Origin of the sequence: Latilactobacillus sakei subsp. sakei DSM 20017 = JCM 1157, from assembly GCF_002370355.1 — a bacterium.
GTDB classification, from domain to species: domain Bacteria; phylum Bacillota; class Bacilli; order Lactobacillales; family Lactobacillaceae; genus Latilactobacillus; species Latilactobacillus sakei.
On sequence record NZ_AP017929.1, the window covers coordinates 1,641,847 to 1,658,814 of the forward strand.

The window sequence follows — 16,968 nt, forward strand, 5'->3', positions numbered from 1 at the left end:
TCATATTTCAAACCATAACACTCACTTTTCATAAGTAATTGTCAATAAAAAAAGGAACGCTAACCAATTTTGACCATTGGCAGCGTTCCCATCCTCATTTGATTATGCTTGGGCTACCAAAATATCCCGTTCAATCAAGTGATTAATAATGAAATTAAATTGTTCGACGTTTTCAGCGTTCTTTTCATCCTTAAAAATATTAACTGGATATAACCCATCAGCGGAAGTGACCGACATTTTGAGCGTCTTCAATTCTTTACCAACAGTAATTTTAAGCTTAATCGCTGTATTAAAGGGTGAATTAGGATCAAGGGGCCGTTCCAATTGAAAATTACCATTATTGGTTGGCATGAAGCCAGTATCTCGTAATGTATATTTCTTAACGGCGTCACTTAACCCATATTGTGTCGTATTGCCTAAAACCGTTGCTGTCTCTTTTAATAAAGCCATCTTGCTACCTCCATCAACTGATTGATAGTTTCATTTTAGCATAGATGAAGCGGTTGCGCCTAGGCTTTACCGGCTTGCTTAGCCAAGTTTTTTTGCACAATTTTAGTTAATGCGGCACAAAAGGCAGTCACATCTGCTTCAGTTGTCTCAACACCAAAACTAATTCGAATACTTTCGGCAACTCGTGGGCTATCTTCACCGTACATGGCAATTAGAACGTGTGAAGGTTCCAAATCACCTGCAGTACATGCTGACCCACCTGAAATCGCAAAGCCTGCTAAATCAAGGTTCATCTGCAAGACATAGGTTGAGACACCCTTAACCCACATATTTAATACGTGGCCCACCATATCGTCACTACCTGCGCCATTGACTTCAAAGTCAATACCGTTTGCTTGAAGGGTTTCTAAGACTTGTTGTTTGAAACCAGCATACCGAGCGCGATGTTCAGCCTTAACAGCTGGTGTCAATAATTCAACTGCTTTGGCAAACCCAGCAACGGCTGGAATATTTTCTGTCCCCGCACGGCGTTTCTTTTCTTGTTCGCCACCCATTAAAAATGATGGCAAATGAATCGCGTCATTCACGTACAAGAACCCAATTTGCTTAGGCCCATTAATCTTGTGTGCTGAAACAGATAACATATCAATCTGATCTTCTTGCACATCGATGTCCAATAAACCATATGCCTGAGTGGCATCTGTATGGAACCAGGCATTTGATTCATGAACAAGTTGGCCGATTTCGTGAATTGGCATATGACTGCCAATTTCATTATTGCCCATCATAATCGTTACTAGAATCGTTTCAGGTGTTAAGGCAGCCCTTAAGTCAGCCAATTCAATAACGCCTTGTGCATTAACGGGTAAATAAACGATATCAAACCCTTGGCTTTCTAAATAAGCCATTGGTTTTAAAACAGAATGATGTTCAATCGCTGTCGTAATAATCCGTTTACCTTCGTTAGCCCGTTTTTGAGCCGTTTGTAAAATCGCCATGTTATTACTTTCAGTTGCACCACTGGTTAAAATAATATCGTTATCCTTCGCATTAATACTTTGCGCTAGAATATGCCGACTTGTATCTAAAACAGTATGTGCTTGACGCCCAAAGAAATGGGTGCTAGACGCATTCCCAAAATCTTGGGTCATCTGCGTGGTCATCGTCTCGATTACCTCCGGGGCAATCGGGGTCGTTGCTGCATTGTCTAAATAAATATGTTCCAAAATTTTTCGCCTCGTTTTAAAAAGTATCTATGTTAGTTTAACATAGAAGCCACTTTATTAGCGGTAGAAACACTTCAAAACTAAAAAAGACTAGGGTTAGCCCCTAATCTTTTAATATTACTTCAATTATGCGGTCATCAAGGCTGCTTTTTGTTGTTCTGATAGTGATTCATTCATCCGACCACTCTTGAAACCAGCTAAATCAACAGTGACAAATTCGAACCCAGCTTGTTGTAAAGCTTGGTTGATTTGTTCGCTATGTGTTAAAAAGTCAGCAATTTGTGCTTCTGGCACTTCAACACGGGCAATTGATTCGTGGTAGCGAACACGGACCGTTGCAAAACCTAAATCACGCAAGAATTTCTCTGATTGCATGACTTGCGCAATCTTGTCTTCTGTTAAGGCTGTGTTATATGGGAAGCGTGAAGAAACTGAACAGCTAGCCACTTTGTTCCAGTTATTCAAGTTTAATTCTTTCGCTAATTGGCGGACATCAATCTTGTAGAAACCAGCTGTTTGAAGGACACTTTCTGCACCAGCTTCATCACGAGCTCGTAAGCCGGGACGGAAATCACTGTTGTCATCCATAATCATGCCATCTAAGACGTGATCAAAGCCTTTTTCAGCAGCAATTTGGTTTAATTGTGTGTAGAACATCTTCTTGCTGTAATACCAAGTTTCTGGTGTGTTATTAGCAATATGTTCATCTGATAAGTAATTTAAAGTGGTTGTTTCAACGTTAGCCCCCATTTCATGTGCTAAGTCGATTGCCTTGTTAAATTCTTCGTCTGTGAATAATTCTGAGTTAGCAACGACTGCTAAGACATTTTCCTTACCGAGTGTTTCTAAAGCCATTTTTAATACTAATGTGCTATCAATCCCACCAGAAAAGGCTACGATTACTTTTTTCATTTGTTGTAAATTGGCAGCCAACATTGCTTTTTTTTCAGATAATGTATTCATTGTTAAAGACTTCTTTCTATATAATTAAATTAATTGTTTTAATTCTGATAAACCGTTTTGAATCCGATCAGCATAAGCTAAATCATTGTTATCTAAACTTTTGACAATCATTAAATTCAAATCTGTGGCACTATCAACAAAGTGTTTGAATGTTGATTGACCCGCACTTTGTTGTGCGTCATCTAAATCTCCGTATAGTTGTTCCGCTGTTAAGAGAGCTTGTTGCGCTTCGATAAGACTCGTTGAAATTGTCCCTGGTTGTGACGCATGTGCAGCGACTTCAAATAAATCGACCATCATCGTTTGAGTTTGTTTAATTTGTTCCCGCATAATTGATTCCTCCGATTAAATTAGATACCAAAGAAGCTCCGCATGAAGAGTGCGGCACATAGACCACCAACAAATGGGGCAATCCCAGGTACAATAATCCCGTATTGCCAATCTGAGTTAGCTTTATTTTTAATGGGTAAAATAGCGTGCGCAATTCTAGGACCCATATCACGTGCAAGGTTCATCGCGAATCCGGTAGGACCGCCCATCCCCATCCCAATTGCCCAAACAAGTAATCCAACAGCAATTGGTGCAATTCCTGGTGTCTTAATTTGTGTAATCGCGATGATTGATGAAATGAAAACAAATGTTGCAAAAAATTCAACGAAGAAATTTCGTGGTAAATTACGAATACCAGGGGCTGTTGAGAAGATGTTCCGAACAGCGACTGGATCGACGTTGCCTTCTGAAGCTTTGAATTCGTCGGCGTACATAATGTAGACAATGATAGCACCGACAATCCCACCTAATACTTCAGCAACTGAATAAGGAATGAACATTGCCCATGAGATATTGCCTAAAACGCATTGTGCTAGTACCATCGCTGGGTTAATTGAGACATCCCCGAAGATGAATAAGGCTACTGTAATCCCGAAGCCCCAAGTTGTGATTGCAAATAAATGACCTGAGCCACGATATTTTGATCCTTTTAGGACTTCATCACTATGAACCCCAACCCCGAAAATGATCATGAGCGCTGTGCCCATGAATTCTGCTAATAACTGATGAACCATAAATAAATTCCTCCAAATAATGACTATTTTAAACGTGCTTTTGCCAGTAGCTTGCTGTGCTTTGCTACATCAGACAAATTACCGACTTTGTCGGCAATTCATCTGATTAGTTAAATGCTCTCAAGCTACCCACTGGCAACGCACTTTTATTTTAATTGCTGATAAACAGCGAGATAAACTTGATTAAGCGCCACGTCGTAGGCCTTAGCGGCTGCTAAGCAGTCGTCAAACTCCGGCGTATATTTTTCAATATCGTCGTAATTAACTACTTTGACCCGAATATCACCATAACTCGTTGTGACGGTCATAAAATGACGTGGCATGATGGTGCGCCCCATTGTCTGGTAACGCACGCCAACGGTTGATGTATGTTTCAAGATCAGATAAGTAATGGCTTGCTGATCGGCTGGATGAATCATGACCGTTAGTTTGATAGCTGGCCGATTTTTCTTCATCTGAATAGGACTGAAAAAGGCATCGAGCGCCCCATTATCCATCAATAAATCCAAAACCGGCGCTAAACTTTCCGCTGACTGATCATCAATGTTGGCCTCCAACACTAATATCTGGTCTGCCTTTTCTTCAACAACCCGTTGGCTTAGTTTTTTTTCGCACAACATCACACGTAACGCATTGAGTTGTGGTGTTTCCCGATTACCAAAGCCATAACCAACTTTAGTAATCGTTTGATTGTCTGGAATTGGACAGAATTGATCGACAATCGTCTTGACAATGCCCATTCCCGTTGGTGTAATCAATTCCGTATGAATCTCTGGGTTTTGCTTAATCGGAATCGCACTGCCCACTCGCATTTGCATCACAGCTGGTACCGGAACAGGCATCATTCCATGGGCCACTTTGATAAAGCCACTGCCATCCGTTAATTCGGATGAATAAACTTGATCGACTGCCAATAATTCGAGTGCGACAAACGCACCGACAATATCAACAATTGAATCAAGCGCACCAACTTCATGAAAATGGACGTCACTTAGCGGCAATTCGTGAACGATCGCTTCTGATTTGGCAATTTCCGTAAAAACTTGTTTAGCATTGGTTTTAACATAATTACTTAAATCACTGTGATCAATGATGGCTTCGATGTCCTTTAAATGCCGAACTTCATCGCCATGGCTATGTGTGTGCCCATCTGCATGTTGGTGTGGATGATCATGATGATGAGTTGATGTGGTTTCAATAAAGCCTTCATCCTTGTGCACGGTTTCTGGCAAATGAACATCAAAATCGGTCCCATAGATACTGCTTTTAGCGATCCGCTGGGCATGCAAGTGGTAACCAGTCACATTTAACTTGGCCAATTCGGTCTCAAATTGCTTGAAATCAACCCCTAAATCGAGTAATGCGCCAATAAACATGTCACCACTAATCCCTGAAAAAGCGTCTAAATAAAGTGTTCTCATTTGTCATCCTCCGTCTCACTTAAATGATTGATCATACTTGCTGAGTAACCGGCGCCAAAACCATTATCGACATTGACGACCGTAATGCCTGAAGCACAACTATTGAGCATCGTCATCAGCGCTGTTAGTCCACCAAAGTTCGTTCCATAACCGATGCTAGTGGGGACGGCAATCAGTGGTTTTTCAATCAACCCACCAACAACACTGGCTAAGGCGCCTTCCATGCCAGCGACCACAATCACGACCTGGGCCTCACGAATCTCATCTAAATGTTCAAAAAGACGATGAATGCCAGCAACCCCGACATCATAAATTCGTTTTACTTGGTTACCGTAAACCTCTGCGGTAACGGCCGCTTCTTCGGCAACTGCCATATCGGAAGTGCCGGCCGTCACAACAGCAATATAATGCTCAGTTTGTTCTACTGGCGTTAACATTAAAGTGACACACTGGGCTAATTCATCATAATGGGCGGTTGGTTCGGCAACTCTAATTACCGCATACTTTTGGGGGGATACTCTCGTACAGAGAATATTTTCAGCATGCCGTTTTAAAGAGCCGATAATGCCAATAATTTGGTCGGCCGTCTTACCGGCACCATAGATTACTTCCGGATAGCCATTACGTTTTTGGCGACTTAAATCGACCTTGGCAAAGCCTAAATCATCTATGGTCTGTTCATGCGCTAGCTGCTTGGTGGCCTCTTTTACACTGACTTTTTGGTTTGCAACGGCTTCTAATAGCTGTTGTAGCTCATTTGTTGTGTCCAAACTACTCATTCTTTCTATTGTTATTTCACAATAACCCCTAAACCATCAGGGATTACAGTCACTTTTGCGTCCACACCTTCAATTGCATAGGCTCGTTCTAAGGCAGCATCTAAACTAGTTGCCAGTTCCATATGCATATCGGTAATTAATTGAGGATCAACTAAATCTGATACGAAAATCACGTGATGTTGCACTAAAATTCGAGCTAAAATTTGTGACGTCCATTGATCGGGCACCGTTTCAAGCCGTGGTGTGTTAATTGCTTGGTCTAAGAATTCCTTTGGATCTTTAACGTCGGCAATATTATGGTAGAAACCATCGCCACCATGACCATCACGTGCACCAGCGACCATAATAATTACGCCACCTTGTTTATTCGTGGCTTCAGCAGCAGTCATCCCTTTGACCGCTTGGTAGATATTTTGATCAAGTGGATAACCACCGTTGGTTGAAATTGCGATGTCACAATCAATTTTGTCGACTTCTGATAGACTTTCAACGAAGTCACAGCCTTTTTTGTGCGCCGTTTCTAAATTACCGGCAAAAGAACCGATGATATGTTTATCTTCATCCAAAACAACATTCAAAATAAATTTAAGACCGGCTGTTTTAGCAGCGTAAACCATATCCTTGTGGACTGGATTATGCATTAAGTTCCCAGTTCTTGAATAATGGGAATTGATAAATTCACCTGAGTGGTTGGCCATAATTGTTTTGTATGACGCCACACCCGGTAGAATTGATTTCCGACCGCCTGAAAAACCGGCAAAGAAATGAGATTCAATGAAACCTTCTGAAATTAACAAGTCAGCTTCAACAGCAATTTTATTGATAATACAATCGCCACCTGAAGGTAATTGGCCAATTTTAACCACTGAACTATCATCAGTTGAGATGTGCATGACGATTTCTTCATTAGCAACGATTTCTTCACCATACTTATTGACGAGTTCTTCGTGCGTTGAAGGCCGGTGAAATCCGGTGGCCACCAAAATGCGAATGCGTGCATCAGGTGCCACTGAACGAATCCGTCTTAATAAAATAGGCGTCATAATATGTGAAGGTACTGGTCGGGTGTGGTCAGAACTGATGATGACAATGTTCTTCTTTCCCTTCGCCAATTCTTCCAACTTCGGACTATCAATAGGATTATCCAATGACTGTTCAACTGTTTCGGCCTCACTCAATGGATTTTGATAAGTGGCTGCTTGAGAAACCAACTTGCCGGCAAAATTAGCATCTGCAATATTAGCCGTAATAATTTTTTGATCGTAAGGTAATTTTATAGCTACCAAACTGTAGGACTTCCTTTCTCGGTTCTAAATTAACGCTTAAAAAAGCTACGCTCATAGTTATACAGATTTTCTGAAAAGAATGCGGTATAATTTATAGACAACATTAAACGTTACAAAAGGAAGGCTACAAATGTTAACAAATGTTCAATTAAAATAGCGTACACTTAAGACTTAAGTTATCAAATAATAAGTATAAATGATTATTAATCTCAATTAAGGTAGGCTATCGCATTATGGTTTTAAATGATATTGAATTTCTAATTAATTTTTTAGAGGATCGACAAGTCCCAATTATCACCAAAAAACGACATACTTATCTGACCTATCATGGTCTAGAGGAACGTTATACCTATATATTGAAAAACGGCATTATCAAAAATTCGATTATCTTACAAGATGGCCGTGAATTTAACTTATCTTATATCGCGCAACCTGACGTTATTTCGCTCCTTCGCGATGAGGTCTCTAAATACACCGACCAACCCTTTAACGTCCGGATTGAATCAGAAGAAGCAACCTTCTATCAAATCGATCGGGTCACCTTCTGGCACTACGTTAACACCACCCCTGAATTGCAAAACTACATTAAAAATTACTATCGCAAAAAATTATCCGAAAATATTTATCGCCTGCAAAAAATGATGATGAATGGTAAAAAAGGCGGGCTTTGTGCCTTCTTATACGACCTAATCGACCTATTTGGGATCAAACAAAAAGACGGTATTCTGATTGATTTTGTAGTCACTAACGAAGATATCGCTGGTTTTTGTGGCATTAGTTCCAGAAGTAGTGTTAATAGAATGCTCAATCAGCTTAAAAAAGATGGTGTCTTGCAAACTAACGGCCACAAATTTTTAATTAAGGATGTCAGTTATCTATTAGACAACATTGCCAACTAGCCATTTGTTACCATTTGTATACATGAAATGGCATTGAAAACACCTATGAGACGCGTAACATGAACAGCATCAATTGACTCATATGGAGGTTTCATCACATGCATATTCCAGATAATTATTTAAGTCCACAAACCTGTACTTTTTTCTTTGCTGCCACTATACCAATCGTTGGCTTGGCACTAAAGAAGGTTAAACTACAAGTTGCCGAAAAAAAGAAACGGTGCCGATGCTAGGCATCTCCGCTTCTCTTTCGTTTTTAATGATGATGTTTAACGTGCCGATTCCTGGTGGGACAACCGCCCATGCCGTTGGTGCTACTTTACTCGCCATCCTGATTGGCCCGTATGCCGCCAGTTTATCGGTTACACTTGCTTTAGTGACACAAGCCTTCTTGTTTGGCGATGGTGGGATCCTCGCGCTAGGTGCTAATGTCTTCAATATGGCTGTTGTTATGCCTTTTGTCGGTTATGGTATTTATCGACTTTTTCAAAAAAGGCATCACGAAAAGTTGGGTGTTATCCTTGGTGCTTATCTAGGCATCAACACGGCGGCTTTAATGGCGGGAATTGAACTTGGCTTACAGCCCTTAATCGCCCATGACGCAGCTGGTCAACCACTTTATGCCCCTTATCCGCTACACATTGCGATTCCAGCAATGTTATTCGCCCACCTATTAATCGCTGGTTGGGTTGAAGCTGGTTTCACGGTTGCGGTCTATCAATTCATCAAAAAAGTTGCCCCTAACGAACTTTACGCTGCCCCTCAAAAACTCACCGCAGTAACACCAACTAAAAAACTACACCGCGCTCTTTATACTTTTATCGTTGGTTTGATTATTTTGTCACCGATTGGTTTATTAGCAAGTGGCACTGCTTGGGGTGAATGGGACGCAAGTGAACTCTTGCAACAATTAAAAACAGCCCATCTTAGCCAAGTCCTCCCGACCGGTATGGCCCATGGCTTAAACTTTAATGCACTCTTTAGCGATTACGCGATTCAAGGGCTTCCCCTACCACTTGGTTACATGCTATCCGCACTGACAGCGGTCCTTATCTTCTATCTCATTGGAAAACTGGTGATTAATCATTATGCAACCCACGCCTAAACTGCCTGATTGGCTCAACAAAACAGAAATAATTCCCCAAACGGTCGCTAAACCCGACCGTTTTTTAATTCAAAATTTACGGTTACTGACGGCTATTTTGTCACGACTCGCCCAACCAACCATCCGACATCAATCAACTCGGCAAACACCTGGTATTCAATTGCTTAGTTTACTCATTACCATTTTAATCGTCGTACTCACACATAGCTTTTTACTCATTTGGCTAATCGGATTATTAACACTTATCCGTATTTGTGTCTTACCAGGTCAGCAAATTGGACCACTTTTAAAGCGAGTCGCTAGCATTAGTTTAGTCGCCCTTGCGTTAATTTTACCGAATTTCTGGCTCGGTCACGCTGAAACGACTTGGTATTTTATTATTCGTACCGAGATTATTTTATTCAATATTGGCTTTTTTTTACAGTTAATCACCTGGCCTGCGTTTATTTTAGCCTTACGCCAACTTAAACTACCCGGACTGCTAGTTTTAACTTTAGAAATTAGTCTTAAATACAGCCATTTATTAGCACAATTTTTACAAGAATCACTTTGGGCAATACGCTTGCGTTCAACCGGTAAAGCGCAAAAAAGACAGCACTTAGTCGGTTCCTTGATTGGTCGACTCTATCTAAGCGCACGAGCTTATATGACTGAATTATATCAAGCGATGCTTTTACGGGGTTATACTGGTCATGTTAATCAACAAGCATCATTAACCATTACACGCTACGATTGGCGCTTAATCAGTTGGGATCTCACCTTGATTTGTCTATTCTGTTTCATTCGGAGGTAAATAATATGCTACAACTCAATCACATTCACTATGCCTACACCCAAACAGATAGTTTAACGGATATTTCGCTCACTATTCAGCCTGGTGAAGCAGTCGCGTTTATGGGGCCCAACGGTTCTGGTAAATCAACCTTATTCAAATTAATCAATGGCTTAATCGAACCAACGGCCGGCCAATATTACTTTAAGGACCAGTTAGTTGATCATCAATTTTTAAAAAATGCGGTTCAAACGACCGCCTTACATCGTGCGGTCGGCTTTGTTTTTCAAAACAGTGATGTGCAACTCTTCAACGAAACGGTTTTCGCCGAACTCGCCTTTGGTCCTGAACAGATGGGTCTGTCTAAAGAAGCCGTTCAAACCCGTGTGCAAGACTGCTTAAAACTCCTTCAAATCGAAAAACTCGCCGATCGAGTCCCCTATCAACTATCCGGTGGTGAAAAGAAATTAGTCGCATTAGGGAGCATCTTAACAATGAATCCCGAAATGATTATTTTGGATGAACCCTTTAATGGCTTATCGGCAGCTTATCAGACACTATTAGTTCAACTACTACAACAGCTGAACCAGGCTGGCAAAAGCATTTTGCTTGCCAGTCATAACTACGAACAGGTGCAACAAATCGCTAAGCGAATTGTTATTTTTAACGAAGGCCATCAAATTACCAATGATTTACCGCTAACGGAAATTCAACGGCAACCAGCCCTAATGGCAGCTTTAAGACAGTTATAATAATTTAAAAATATAAATCTAAAAACGTATCTTCTGATGAAGGTGCGTTTTTTTATTAAAAAAGGCTGGCACAAAAATAAATTTGTGTCAGCCTCAAAAGTCATTATTCATTTCGATTCATAAATTTTTTAAAACTTCTAAAATCTAAAAAAGCAACCAAACAGGATAAAATAATCGCCATCGGAATAAAGACGAAGAATTCGTTGCTAACGAGCGTCGCTATTAAAGCTAAAAATAGCCCTAAAAGGATTAAATACCGATAATAGCCTAGTTTAAGATAAACATAATCTCGATAACGCTCCGGTAAAAATATCATCAATGTTATTATGAATAACACGCCATACAAATCCATCTAACTACCGCCTTTTTTATCTATCATTTTCAATCTGTACCCATTTCTCCGTCGCATCCACCGTAATTGTCTGACCAATTGGTAATGTCAGAATCGGTTGCGTATGCCCAACATTGACATTATAGAGTACTGGTATCGTTTTTAAAATTGGAAATTTCGCTAAAATATATAAGAGCATTTCTTCATCCAAATCAACATCCGTCGGGATTCGCCCGATAATCAGCGCCTGTGGCTGTCGAATACTTTGTAAGAGTGCCGCTAGATTACGTGAAAAATCGTAACGATCAGAATCATCTGAACACTCGATCAATAAAATTTTACGATCATAATTTGGTTGATAAGACGTTCCTTGTAAGGTGTAGAGCGTGTTCAAGTTGCCCCCCCACTAACTCACCCGTTACGCGGCCTTTGGCATATGTCTGCCATTGATTGTCGTGATAGTCGCGCTTAGCATCCGGCAAGTACCATGCATCACTTGACCATTGGGCAGATGCAGTCAACCGAACCGTATCCGTGCCCTGAGTCATCACTTTTTGCCAATTTTGAACTTGATAATCACCGAGTTGATCCGCTAATTTAAATGCGATGTAAGACGGGCCGTAATAGGTCACTAAGCCGGTCTTAGCGGTAATCGCATTGGCCAACGATGTAAAATCAGAGTAGCCACAAATAATCTTAGGGTGTTTAGCAATCAATTCAAAATCGAGATATGGCAATAATTCGTTGGCATTATAACCACCAGTCACCGCTAAAATTGCTTTAACGTTATCATCTAAAAAAGCGGCATGTAAATCAGCAACACGCGCCTCAATTGGACTTGAATTAAGACAGTCCATTACCGTCACATTTTGACCAAATGTTACCTGATAACCGAGGTCGTTTAGGCGTTTGAGCGCCGCTTGATTGGCGGTAAACCCGCCCACACTTTGTAAACTATTGCTAGGTGCGATGACCCGAATTTCATCGCCTTTTGATAATCGTTTGGGAATCATTTTCCTCACACTCCTCTAAGACTTAACCACCATAAATTGTTCACATAAACAAGGAATCGTTGGCTCAAATGTTCGGTTTAACTCGGCATATTCAGCCGTAAAAAAAGGTTCATGAACCGCTCGCCAATAATCAAGTGTTCGATCACCCTCACCTTCTAAATAAGCATGATCAGCCGATACCTTATTATAAGCAATAATTTTACAGCTCATTGTTTTAGTAATCGCAGCGGGTTTCCCTTGTCCATCTAATATAATATTATAATCACCAGCCTGAGGTACATGCTCATTAGGTTCATACAAGTCAATGGCCGAAGTAGTTGCCGTTTTTTGACTACTAATGACTAGTACCGCTAATTCATTAGCCATTTGCACTGTATTTCCAAATGAATAAATTTCTGCTGGTTGCCGTTCAGGTGATAAATTTTGTTCTTTAATAAACGTTTGCCAATATTGCTCAACCTCTGATGTCATTGGTAACCCTCCGCATCCAGTTATGATATTGACGTTAGTTTAACAGAAATTGCCATTTTGTCCAAAAAAAATAAGCCTAGCATCAAAGCTAGACTTACTTGGTCACTTATTGCCACCGTCTCATTTTTTTGAGCATCATCGGATAGCTTTTAATTAAGAACCATTTTTTTAATTGACCGGTTGTTTGATCAGCACGAAGACCCGCGATACCTTTAGCTAACATCTGTTCAAAAGTAATTGTCGGTTCTGTCCATTGACCATCAATGTAACAAAGTTGGCAATATTGCGTTGATTTGGTGCCATCTTGTTCACGACCTTGGTTGGCTGGTGAAAGTGGCATGCCACAACTTTGACAAAATTTTTCCATAGAAACTCCTGATTAATGTGCTTTTCAACCCATATTCCTTTGCCTAGCGTCACAAGTCAAACGATTACTTTCAGCAACCATTCGCCTTGTTAGGCTAGTGTTCGGAATATCCCGGGTTTGAACACACTTCTTTTTTAACGTGCTTTTTGAAACTGGCTCTTGCGCTTAACAACATTTGTCAAATCAGCGATTACATCGCTAATCCGCCAAATTAAGTTAATGCTCAGAGTCAACCCGTTTCAAAAGCAATTCTTTCTTTAACGTGCTTTTCGAAACTGACTCTTGCGCTTAACAACATTTGTCAAATCAGCGATTGCATCGCTAATCCGCCAAATTAAGTTAATGCTCAGAGTCAACCCGTTTCAAAAGCACTCATTTTTATTTAATATTCTTCAAGAAGTTGAGGAGCATTGCTGCTGATTTTTGGCCTGCTTCTACGATGAATTCGTCAAACGTTACACCGGCATCCTCATCACCAACATCACTCATAGCACGGATAACAACGAATGGAATCCCAAATTGGGTTGCCACTTGGCCAATCGCTGCGCCTTCCATTTCACAAGAGAGGGCTTCTGGATAGATTTCCTTAATCGCTTTGATTTTATCTTGGCTGGCGATAAATTGGTCACCCGTGACGATTAAACCAACACGTGGTTGTAAGTCAACTGCTTTGGCAGCCGCTTCAATTTGTTTAACTGTGTTAGCATCCCCTTCAAAACGTTGGGGTTGTTGTGGTAATTGTCCTGGTAAATAACCAAAGGCCGTTGCTTCAGCATCATGATATGCGACTTGACTTGAAATCACAACGTCACCGATGTGTAAGCCTTCGCCAATCCCACCAGCTGAACCTGTATTGATAACAACATCTGGTTTTTCTTCGGCTAATAAAATCGCCGTTGTCATCCCAGCTTGTACTTTACCAATCCCTGATTCAACTAACGTGACTTCATGACCGTACAATTGTCCTTTATAGAAGGTATTGCCTGCCACCGTATGTTCTTGAACATCTTCTAACTTCGTTAACAATGTCCGAATTTCTTCTTCCATGGCACAAACGACACTAATTTTCATATTAATATTCTCCGTTTCCTAAAAATAATCGACTTTACTAGTTTATATGAAAAATAAGATCAAGTAAACGATTATAATTAATCCAAATGTAATCCCAATCGCCCAGTTCAAACGAGTCTTCAATCGTTTAACTGCTGGGAGATCTTCTTTTTTCTCACGCCGACGCTTCTTTTCCGGAGCGTCATCGGTCACAGCCTTGAAAGCCGCCTTTTGCTTTTGTCGGGCATATTCCCGTTCGGTTCTTAACCGTTCTTGATCGCGTTGTTTAAAAGCCGCTTCTTCCGCCTCTTTTTGTTGGCGGTAAGCTTCACGCGTACTCGGTTCATTAGCCATTGTCAGCCCTCCTATTTGCTTTGTAATTGCCAGTAGTATAGTGCCATAATCGTTTTGGCATCACAAATGAGCCCACTCTTAACGGCTGCTTGCGCTTGTGCGAGTGTTAAGCGTTCAACGTTCAAAAACTCATCATCATCTAACGGACGTTTATTAGCAACTGGGGTTAGAGCCGTCGTATAAAAGAGCGTCATTTTTTCATTAGAAAAACCTGGTGATGTAAAAAATTCAGCAATTTGTTGTAAATTAGCCGTCGTTAAGCCTGTTTCTTCATTTAATTCTCGTAAAGCAACCTTGGCCAAATCCGTTTCACCTAGATCAATTTTTCCCGCTGGAATTTCAAGCGTTTCACGTTGCATTGGTGCGCGCCATTGTCGTACCAATAATAGCTCACCATCAGCTGTGATTGGAATAATCCCAACCGCACCATGGTGATAGACAATTTCGCGACTGGCGGTTTGACCATCTGGCAAGGCAACTTGTTGAACCGCTAGATCAATCACATGCCCTTTAAAAAGTGTTTCTTCGGATAATACCTTTTCCTCATAAGACATTTAAAATTAACCACCTTTAATTAAGTTTGCATTCTTGTCAATCATTATACGCGCTTTTGAAATCGTCCGCTATCAGTACGTAAAAGTTCATTATTTGGTTGGGATTAAATATCCATCCTTAGGCTGATACCTTTTTAATGAAATTACTGTTAAAATGAACTCATCAATATAAATTTAGGAGCTGACAATAATGTTTAAAAAAATAAAAATATGGTGTATTGGCTTTCTAATTATGGCAGTTTCAATTCCAACGTTCGCAACTCTTTTTGATTTCTATGGCGATTGGGATAACTTCTTGTGGGTCGGTCTAGGTGTCTTACTCGCTGCGATCTACATGCTAATCAGTTTTAAACGCCTTAAGCAACAACCCCAATACAAAACCAATCACAAAATTTCAGATAAAATGCTGAAACACTATCAAGATGCCGGCATGAGTGATGATGAGATTGATTTCTTCAGATCAACAATGCACCAAGCCGAAATTGAAGTTCAAGCTTTGGCAACTAACATGCAAGCTCTTCCTAAATTAAAGGCGATTGATTTAAATCAAGAAACAACGCGTGTCAGTCAAGCCATGTTCCAAGCAATCGTCAAGGAACCCAAACGCTTGCACTTAGCTAGCGATTTTCTCTATCGTCACTTACCTTCAATTAATGAACTAACGCGCAAATTCATCGAGATTAGTCATCATGAAGTTAAGACGGCTGATACCTACGCTGTTTTGGATAAATCTGCCGAAGCAATCGATGCTTTGAGCCAACAAATTAAGCAAGACTACGCGACTTTTGTGGCCGATGATTTAGATGATCTCGACACTGAAATCTCAGTTGCAAAACAACAAACAACCCCTGATCACAAGGAGGAAAACTAATGACAGACGTTACCGAAAAACAAGATGATTTAATGAGTGATTTATTAAAAGACCCATTTGATCAAGCGACCCCTGCCGTTACTGAAGAAACGGTTGAAAAAAAATCAGGTGAAGAATTACTAAACCAACTCTCACCTGAACAACAACAACAAGCCCAACAATTGGCTGAACAATTAGACGTTAACGATCAACAAGCAGTTCTCAATTACGGCGCTCAGGCCCAAAAGAAACTGGGTGCTTTTTCGCAAACAATGTTGAATCAAGTTCAAAGCCAAGAAACTGGTGAAATCGGCGACGCACTAACTTCATTGATGTATCGTCTAAACGAAGCTAACCCGGACGAATTACGGGCTGAAGACAGCAACGTTTTCAAGCGGATGTTTGGTAAGATTAAAAAATCAGTTTACGAAGTCACTGCTAAGTATCAAAAGATTGGTGCTCAAATCGACGGGATTGCGATTAAACTGGAAAAAGAAAAAGACGGTTTAATGCGCGATAACGAAACATTGGAAGGTCTATACGCTAAAAACAAAGCCTACTTTGATGCACTGAATATCTACATCGCCGCTGGTCAACTCAAGATGCAAGCGCTCGATCAAACTGAGATCCCAGCTGCTATGGCGAAAGCCGAAAATGACAACAATCAAATGGCTGTGCAAGAGGTCAATGATCTCAATCAATTTAAGAACCGGCTTGAAAAGCGGACTTATGATTTAGAGTTAGCCCGTCAAATTACGCTCCAACAAGCGCCACAAATTCGCTTAATCCAAAATACGAACCAAGCGCTCGCTGAAAAAATTCAAGCCTCAATTAACACCGCTATTCCGCTTTGGAAGAATCAAGTCGCAATCGCCTTGACCCTCCTCCGTCAAAAAGATGCGGTCACTGCACAACGCCAAGTTTCCGAAACAACTAACGATCTCTTGAAGAAAAATAGTGCGATGTTGAAGATGTCATCAATTGAAACTGCTAAGGAAAACGAACGTGGCGTCGTTGATATCGAAACCCTTCAAAAGACCCAAAACGACTTAGTCGAAACCCTTCAAGAAACCTTGAAGATTCAACAAGAAGGTCACGAAAAACGGCAAATGGCTGAAAAAGAATTAAACCACATGGAAAATGACTTACGTGATCATTTATTAGCCTACACACAAGGCCAGACAACAAATAACGCGGGTCCTAAGAATGTCAACTAAAAGCACTCAACTGAGTGCTTTTTTTATGTTATAATCAGTTTTTA

The 16,968-nt window shown here is 40.6% G+C and carries 18 protein-coding genes and 2 pseudogenes; 6 read left to right on the plus strand and 14 right to left on the minus strand.

Annotated elements, in window-relative coordinates:
• Positions 1-102: 102 nt before the first annotated feature.
• From LEUCM_RS08195 to larA, 8 genes are all read right to left on the minus strand, one after another.
• Positions 103-450 (minus strand): DUF1831 domain-containing protein, encoded by a 348-nt coding sequence (locus tag LEUCM_RS08195; protein WP_025015831.1) that lies wholly within the window; start codon positions 448-450, stop codon positions 103-105.
• A gap of 59 nt (positions 451-509) precedes the next feature.
• Positions 510-1,676, minus strand: a complete 1,167-nt coding sequence (locus LEUCM_RS08200) for a cysteine desulfurase family protein (RefSeq protein ID WP_016264978.1) — start codon at positions 1,674-1,676, stop codon at positions 510-512.
• A gap of 126 nt (positions 1,677-1,802) precedes the next feature.
• On the minus strand, positions 1,803-2,639 hold the full coding sequence (larE, locus tag LEUCM_RS08205) for an ATP-dependent sacrificial sulfur transferase LarE (protein ID WP_016264977.1): 837 nt from the start codon (positions 2,637-2,639) through the stop codon (positions 1,803-1,805).
• 24 nt (positions 2,640-2,663) lie between these two features.
• A complete protein-coding gene (locus LEUCM_RS08210) occupies positions 2,664-2,969 on the minus strand; it encodes a hypothetical protein (protein WP_016264976.1) in 306 nt (101 codons plus the stop codon).
• Positions 2,970-2,989: 20 nt separating this feature from the next.
• Positions 2,990-3,703, minus strand: coding sequence for a D/L-lactic acid transporter LarD (gene larD, locus LEUCM_RS08215; RefSeq protein WP_016264975.1), 714 nt, complete (start codon positions 3,701-3,703; stop codon positions 2,990-2,992).
• Positions 3,704-3,849: 146 nt separating this feature from the next.
• The gene (larC, locus tag LEUCM_RS08220; protein WP_035147213.1) at positions 3,850-5,124 is read right to left on the minus strand and encodes a nickel pincer cofactor biosynthesis protein LarC; all 1,275 of its coding nucleotides are present in this window, start codon (positions 5,122-5,124) and stop codon (positions 3,850-3,852) included.
• The gene (larB, locus tag LEUCM_RS08225) at positions 5,121-5,903 is read right to left on the minus strand and encodes a nickel pincer cofactor biosynthesis protein LarB (RefSeq protein ID WP_016264972.1); all 783 of its coding nucleotides are present in this window, start codon (positions 5,901-5,903) and stop codon (positions 5,121-5,123) included. Before larB ends, larC begins: the two co-directional genes overlap by 4 nt.
• A gap of 11 nt (positions 5,904-5,914) precedes the next feature.
• A complete protein-coding gene (gene larA, locus LEUCM_RS08230; protein WP_016264971.1) occupies positions 5,915-7,189 on the minus strand; it encodes a nickel-dependent lactate racemase in 1,275 nt (424 codons plus the stop codon).
• Between the two features lie 233 nt (positions 7,190-7,422).
• Between larA and LEUCM_RS08235 the strand changes: the two genes are divergently transcribed.
• The 4 genes and pseudogenes from LEUCM_RS08235 (at position 7,423) to LEUCM_RS08250 (ending at position 10,717) form a co-directional block, all read left to right on the plus strand.
• Positions 7,423-8,088, plus strand: a complete 666-nt coding sequence (locus LEUCM_RS08235) for a Crp/Fnr family transcriptional regulator (protein ID WP_016264970.1) — start codon at positions 7,423-7,425, stop codon at positions 8,086-8,088.
• A 98-nt stretch (positions 8,089-8,186) separates the two neighbouring features.
• A pseudogene (gene cbiM, locus LEUCM_RS08240) lies at positions 8,187-9,193 on the plus strand (cobalt transporter CbiM).
• Positions 9,177-9,986, plus strand: a complete 810-nt coding sequence (locus LEUCM_RS08245; protein WP_011374488.1) for an energy-coupling factor transporter transmembrane component T — start codon at positions 9,177-9,179, stop codon at positions 9,984-9,986. Before cbiM ends, LEUCM_RS08245 begins: the two are co-directional and overlap by 17 nt.
• 5 nt (positions 9,987-9,991) lie before the next feature.
• Positions 9,992-10,717: an energy-coupling factor ABC transporter ATP-binding protein gene (locus LEUCM_RS08250; protein WP_016264968.1), complete on the plus strand. Its 726-nt coding sequence runs from the start codon at positions 9,992-9,994 to the stop codon at positions 10,715-10,717.
• Positions 10,718-11,085: 368 nt separating this feature from the next.
• Here the strand turns inward: LEUCM_RS08250 and LEUCM_RS08260 are convergent.
• The 6 genes and pseudogenes from LEUCM_RS08260 to LEUCM_RS08285 form a co-directional block, all read right to left on the minus strand.
• Positions 11,086-12,061, minus strand: a pseudogene (locus LEUCM_RS08260) (S66 family peptidase).
• A gap of 15 nt (positions 12,062-12,076) precedes the next feature.
• Positions 12,077-12,532 (minus strand): ASCH domain-containing protein, encoded by a 456-nt coding sequence (locus LEUCM_RS08265; protein ID WP_016264966.1) that lies wholly within the window; start codon positions 12,530-12,532, stop codon positions 12,077-12,079.
• 106 nt (positions 12,533-12,638) lie between these two features.
• Complete coding sequence (locus LEUCM_RS08270; RefSeq protein WP_011374484.1) at positions 12,639-12,899, minus strand: zinc ribbon domain-containing protein; 261 nt, start codon at positions 12,897-12,899, stop codon at positions 12,639-12,641.
• 378 nt (positions 12,900-13,277) lie between these two features.
• On the minus strand, positions 13,278-13,970 hold the full coding sequence (locus LEUCM_RS08275; protein ID WP_011374483.1) for a 5'-methylthioadenosine/adenosylhomocysteine nucleosidase: 693 nt from the start codon (positions 13,968-13,970) through the stop codon (positions 13,278-13,280).
• Between the two features lie 42 nt (positions 13,971-14,012).
• Positions 14,013-14,303 (minus strand): hypothetical protein, encoded by a 291-nt coding sequence (locus tag LEUCM_RS08280; protein WP_011374482.1) that lies wholly within the window; start codon positions 14,301-14,303, stop codon positions 14,013-14,015.
• A gap of 11 nt (positions 14,304-14,314) precedes the next feature.
• Positions 14,315-14,857, minus strand: coding sequence for an NUDIX hydrolase (locus tag LEUCM_RS08285; RefSeq protein ID WP_011374481.1), 543 nt, complete (start codon positions 14,855-14,857; stop codon positions 14,315-14,317).
• Between the two features lie 190 nt (positions 14,858-15,047).
• On the opposite strand from LEUCM_RS08285, the gene LEUCM_RS08290 reads away from it, so the two are divergent.
• Both LEUCM_RS08290 and LEUCM_RS08295 read left to right on the plus strand, forming a co-directional pair.
• Positions 15,048-15,728, plus strand: coding sequence for a 5-bromo-4-chloroindolyl phosphate hydrolysis family protein (locus LEUCM_RS08290; RefSeq protein WP_011374480.1), 681 nt, complete (start codon positions 15,048-15,050; stop codon positions 15,726-15,728).
• Complete coding sequence (locus tag LEUCM_RS08295) at positions 15,728-16,924, plus strand: toxic anion resistance protein (protein ID WP_016264965.1); 1,197 nt, start codon at positions 15,728-15,730, stop codon at positions 16,922-16,924. Before LEUCM_RS08290 ends, LEUCM_RS08295 begins: the two co-directional genes overlap by 1 nt.
• Positions 16,925-16,968: the final 44 nt, after the last annotated feature.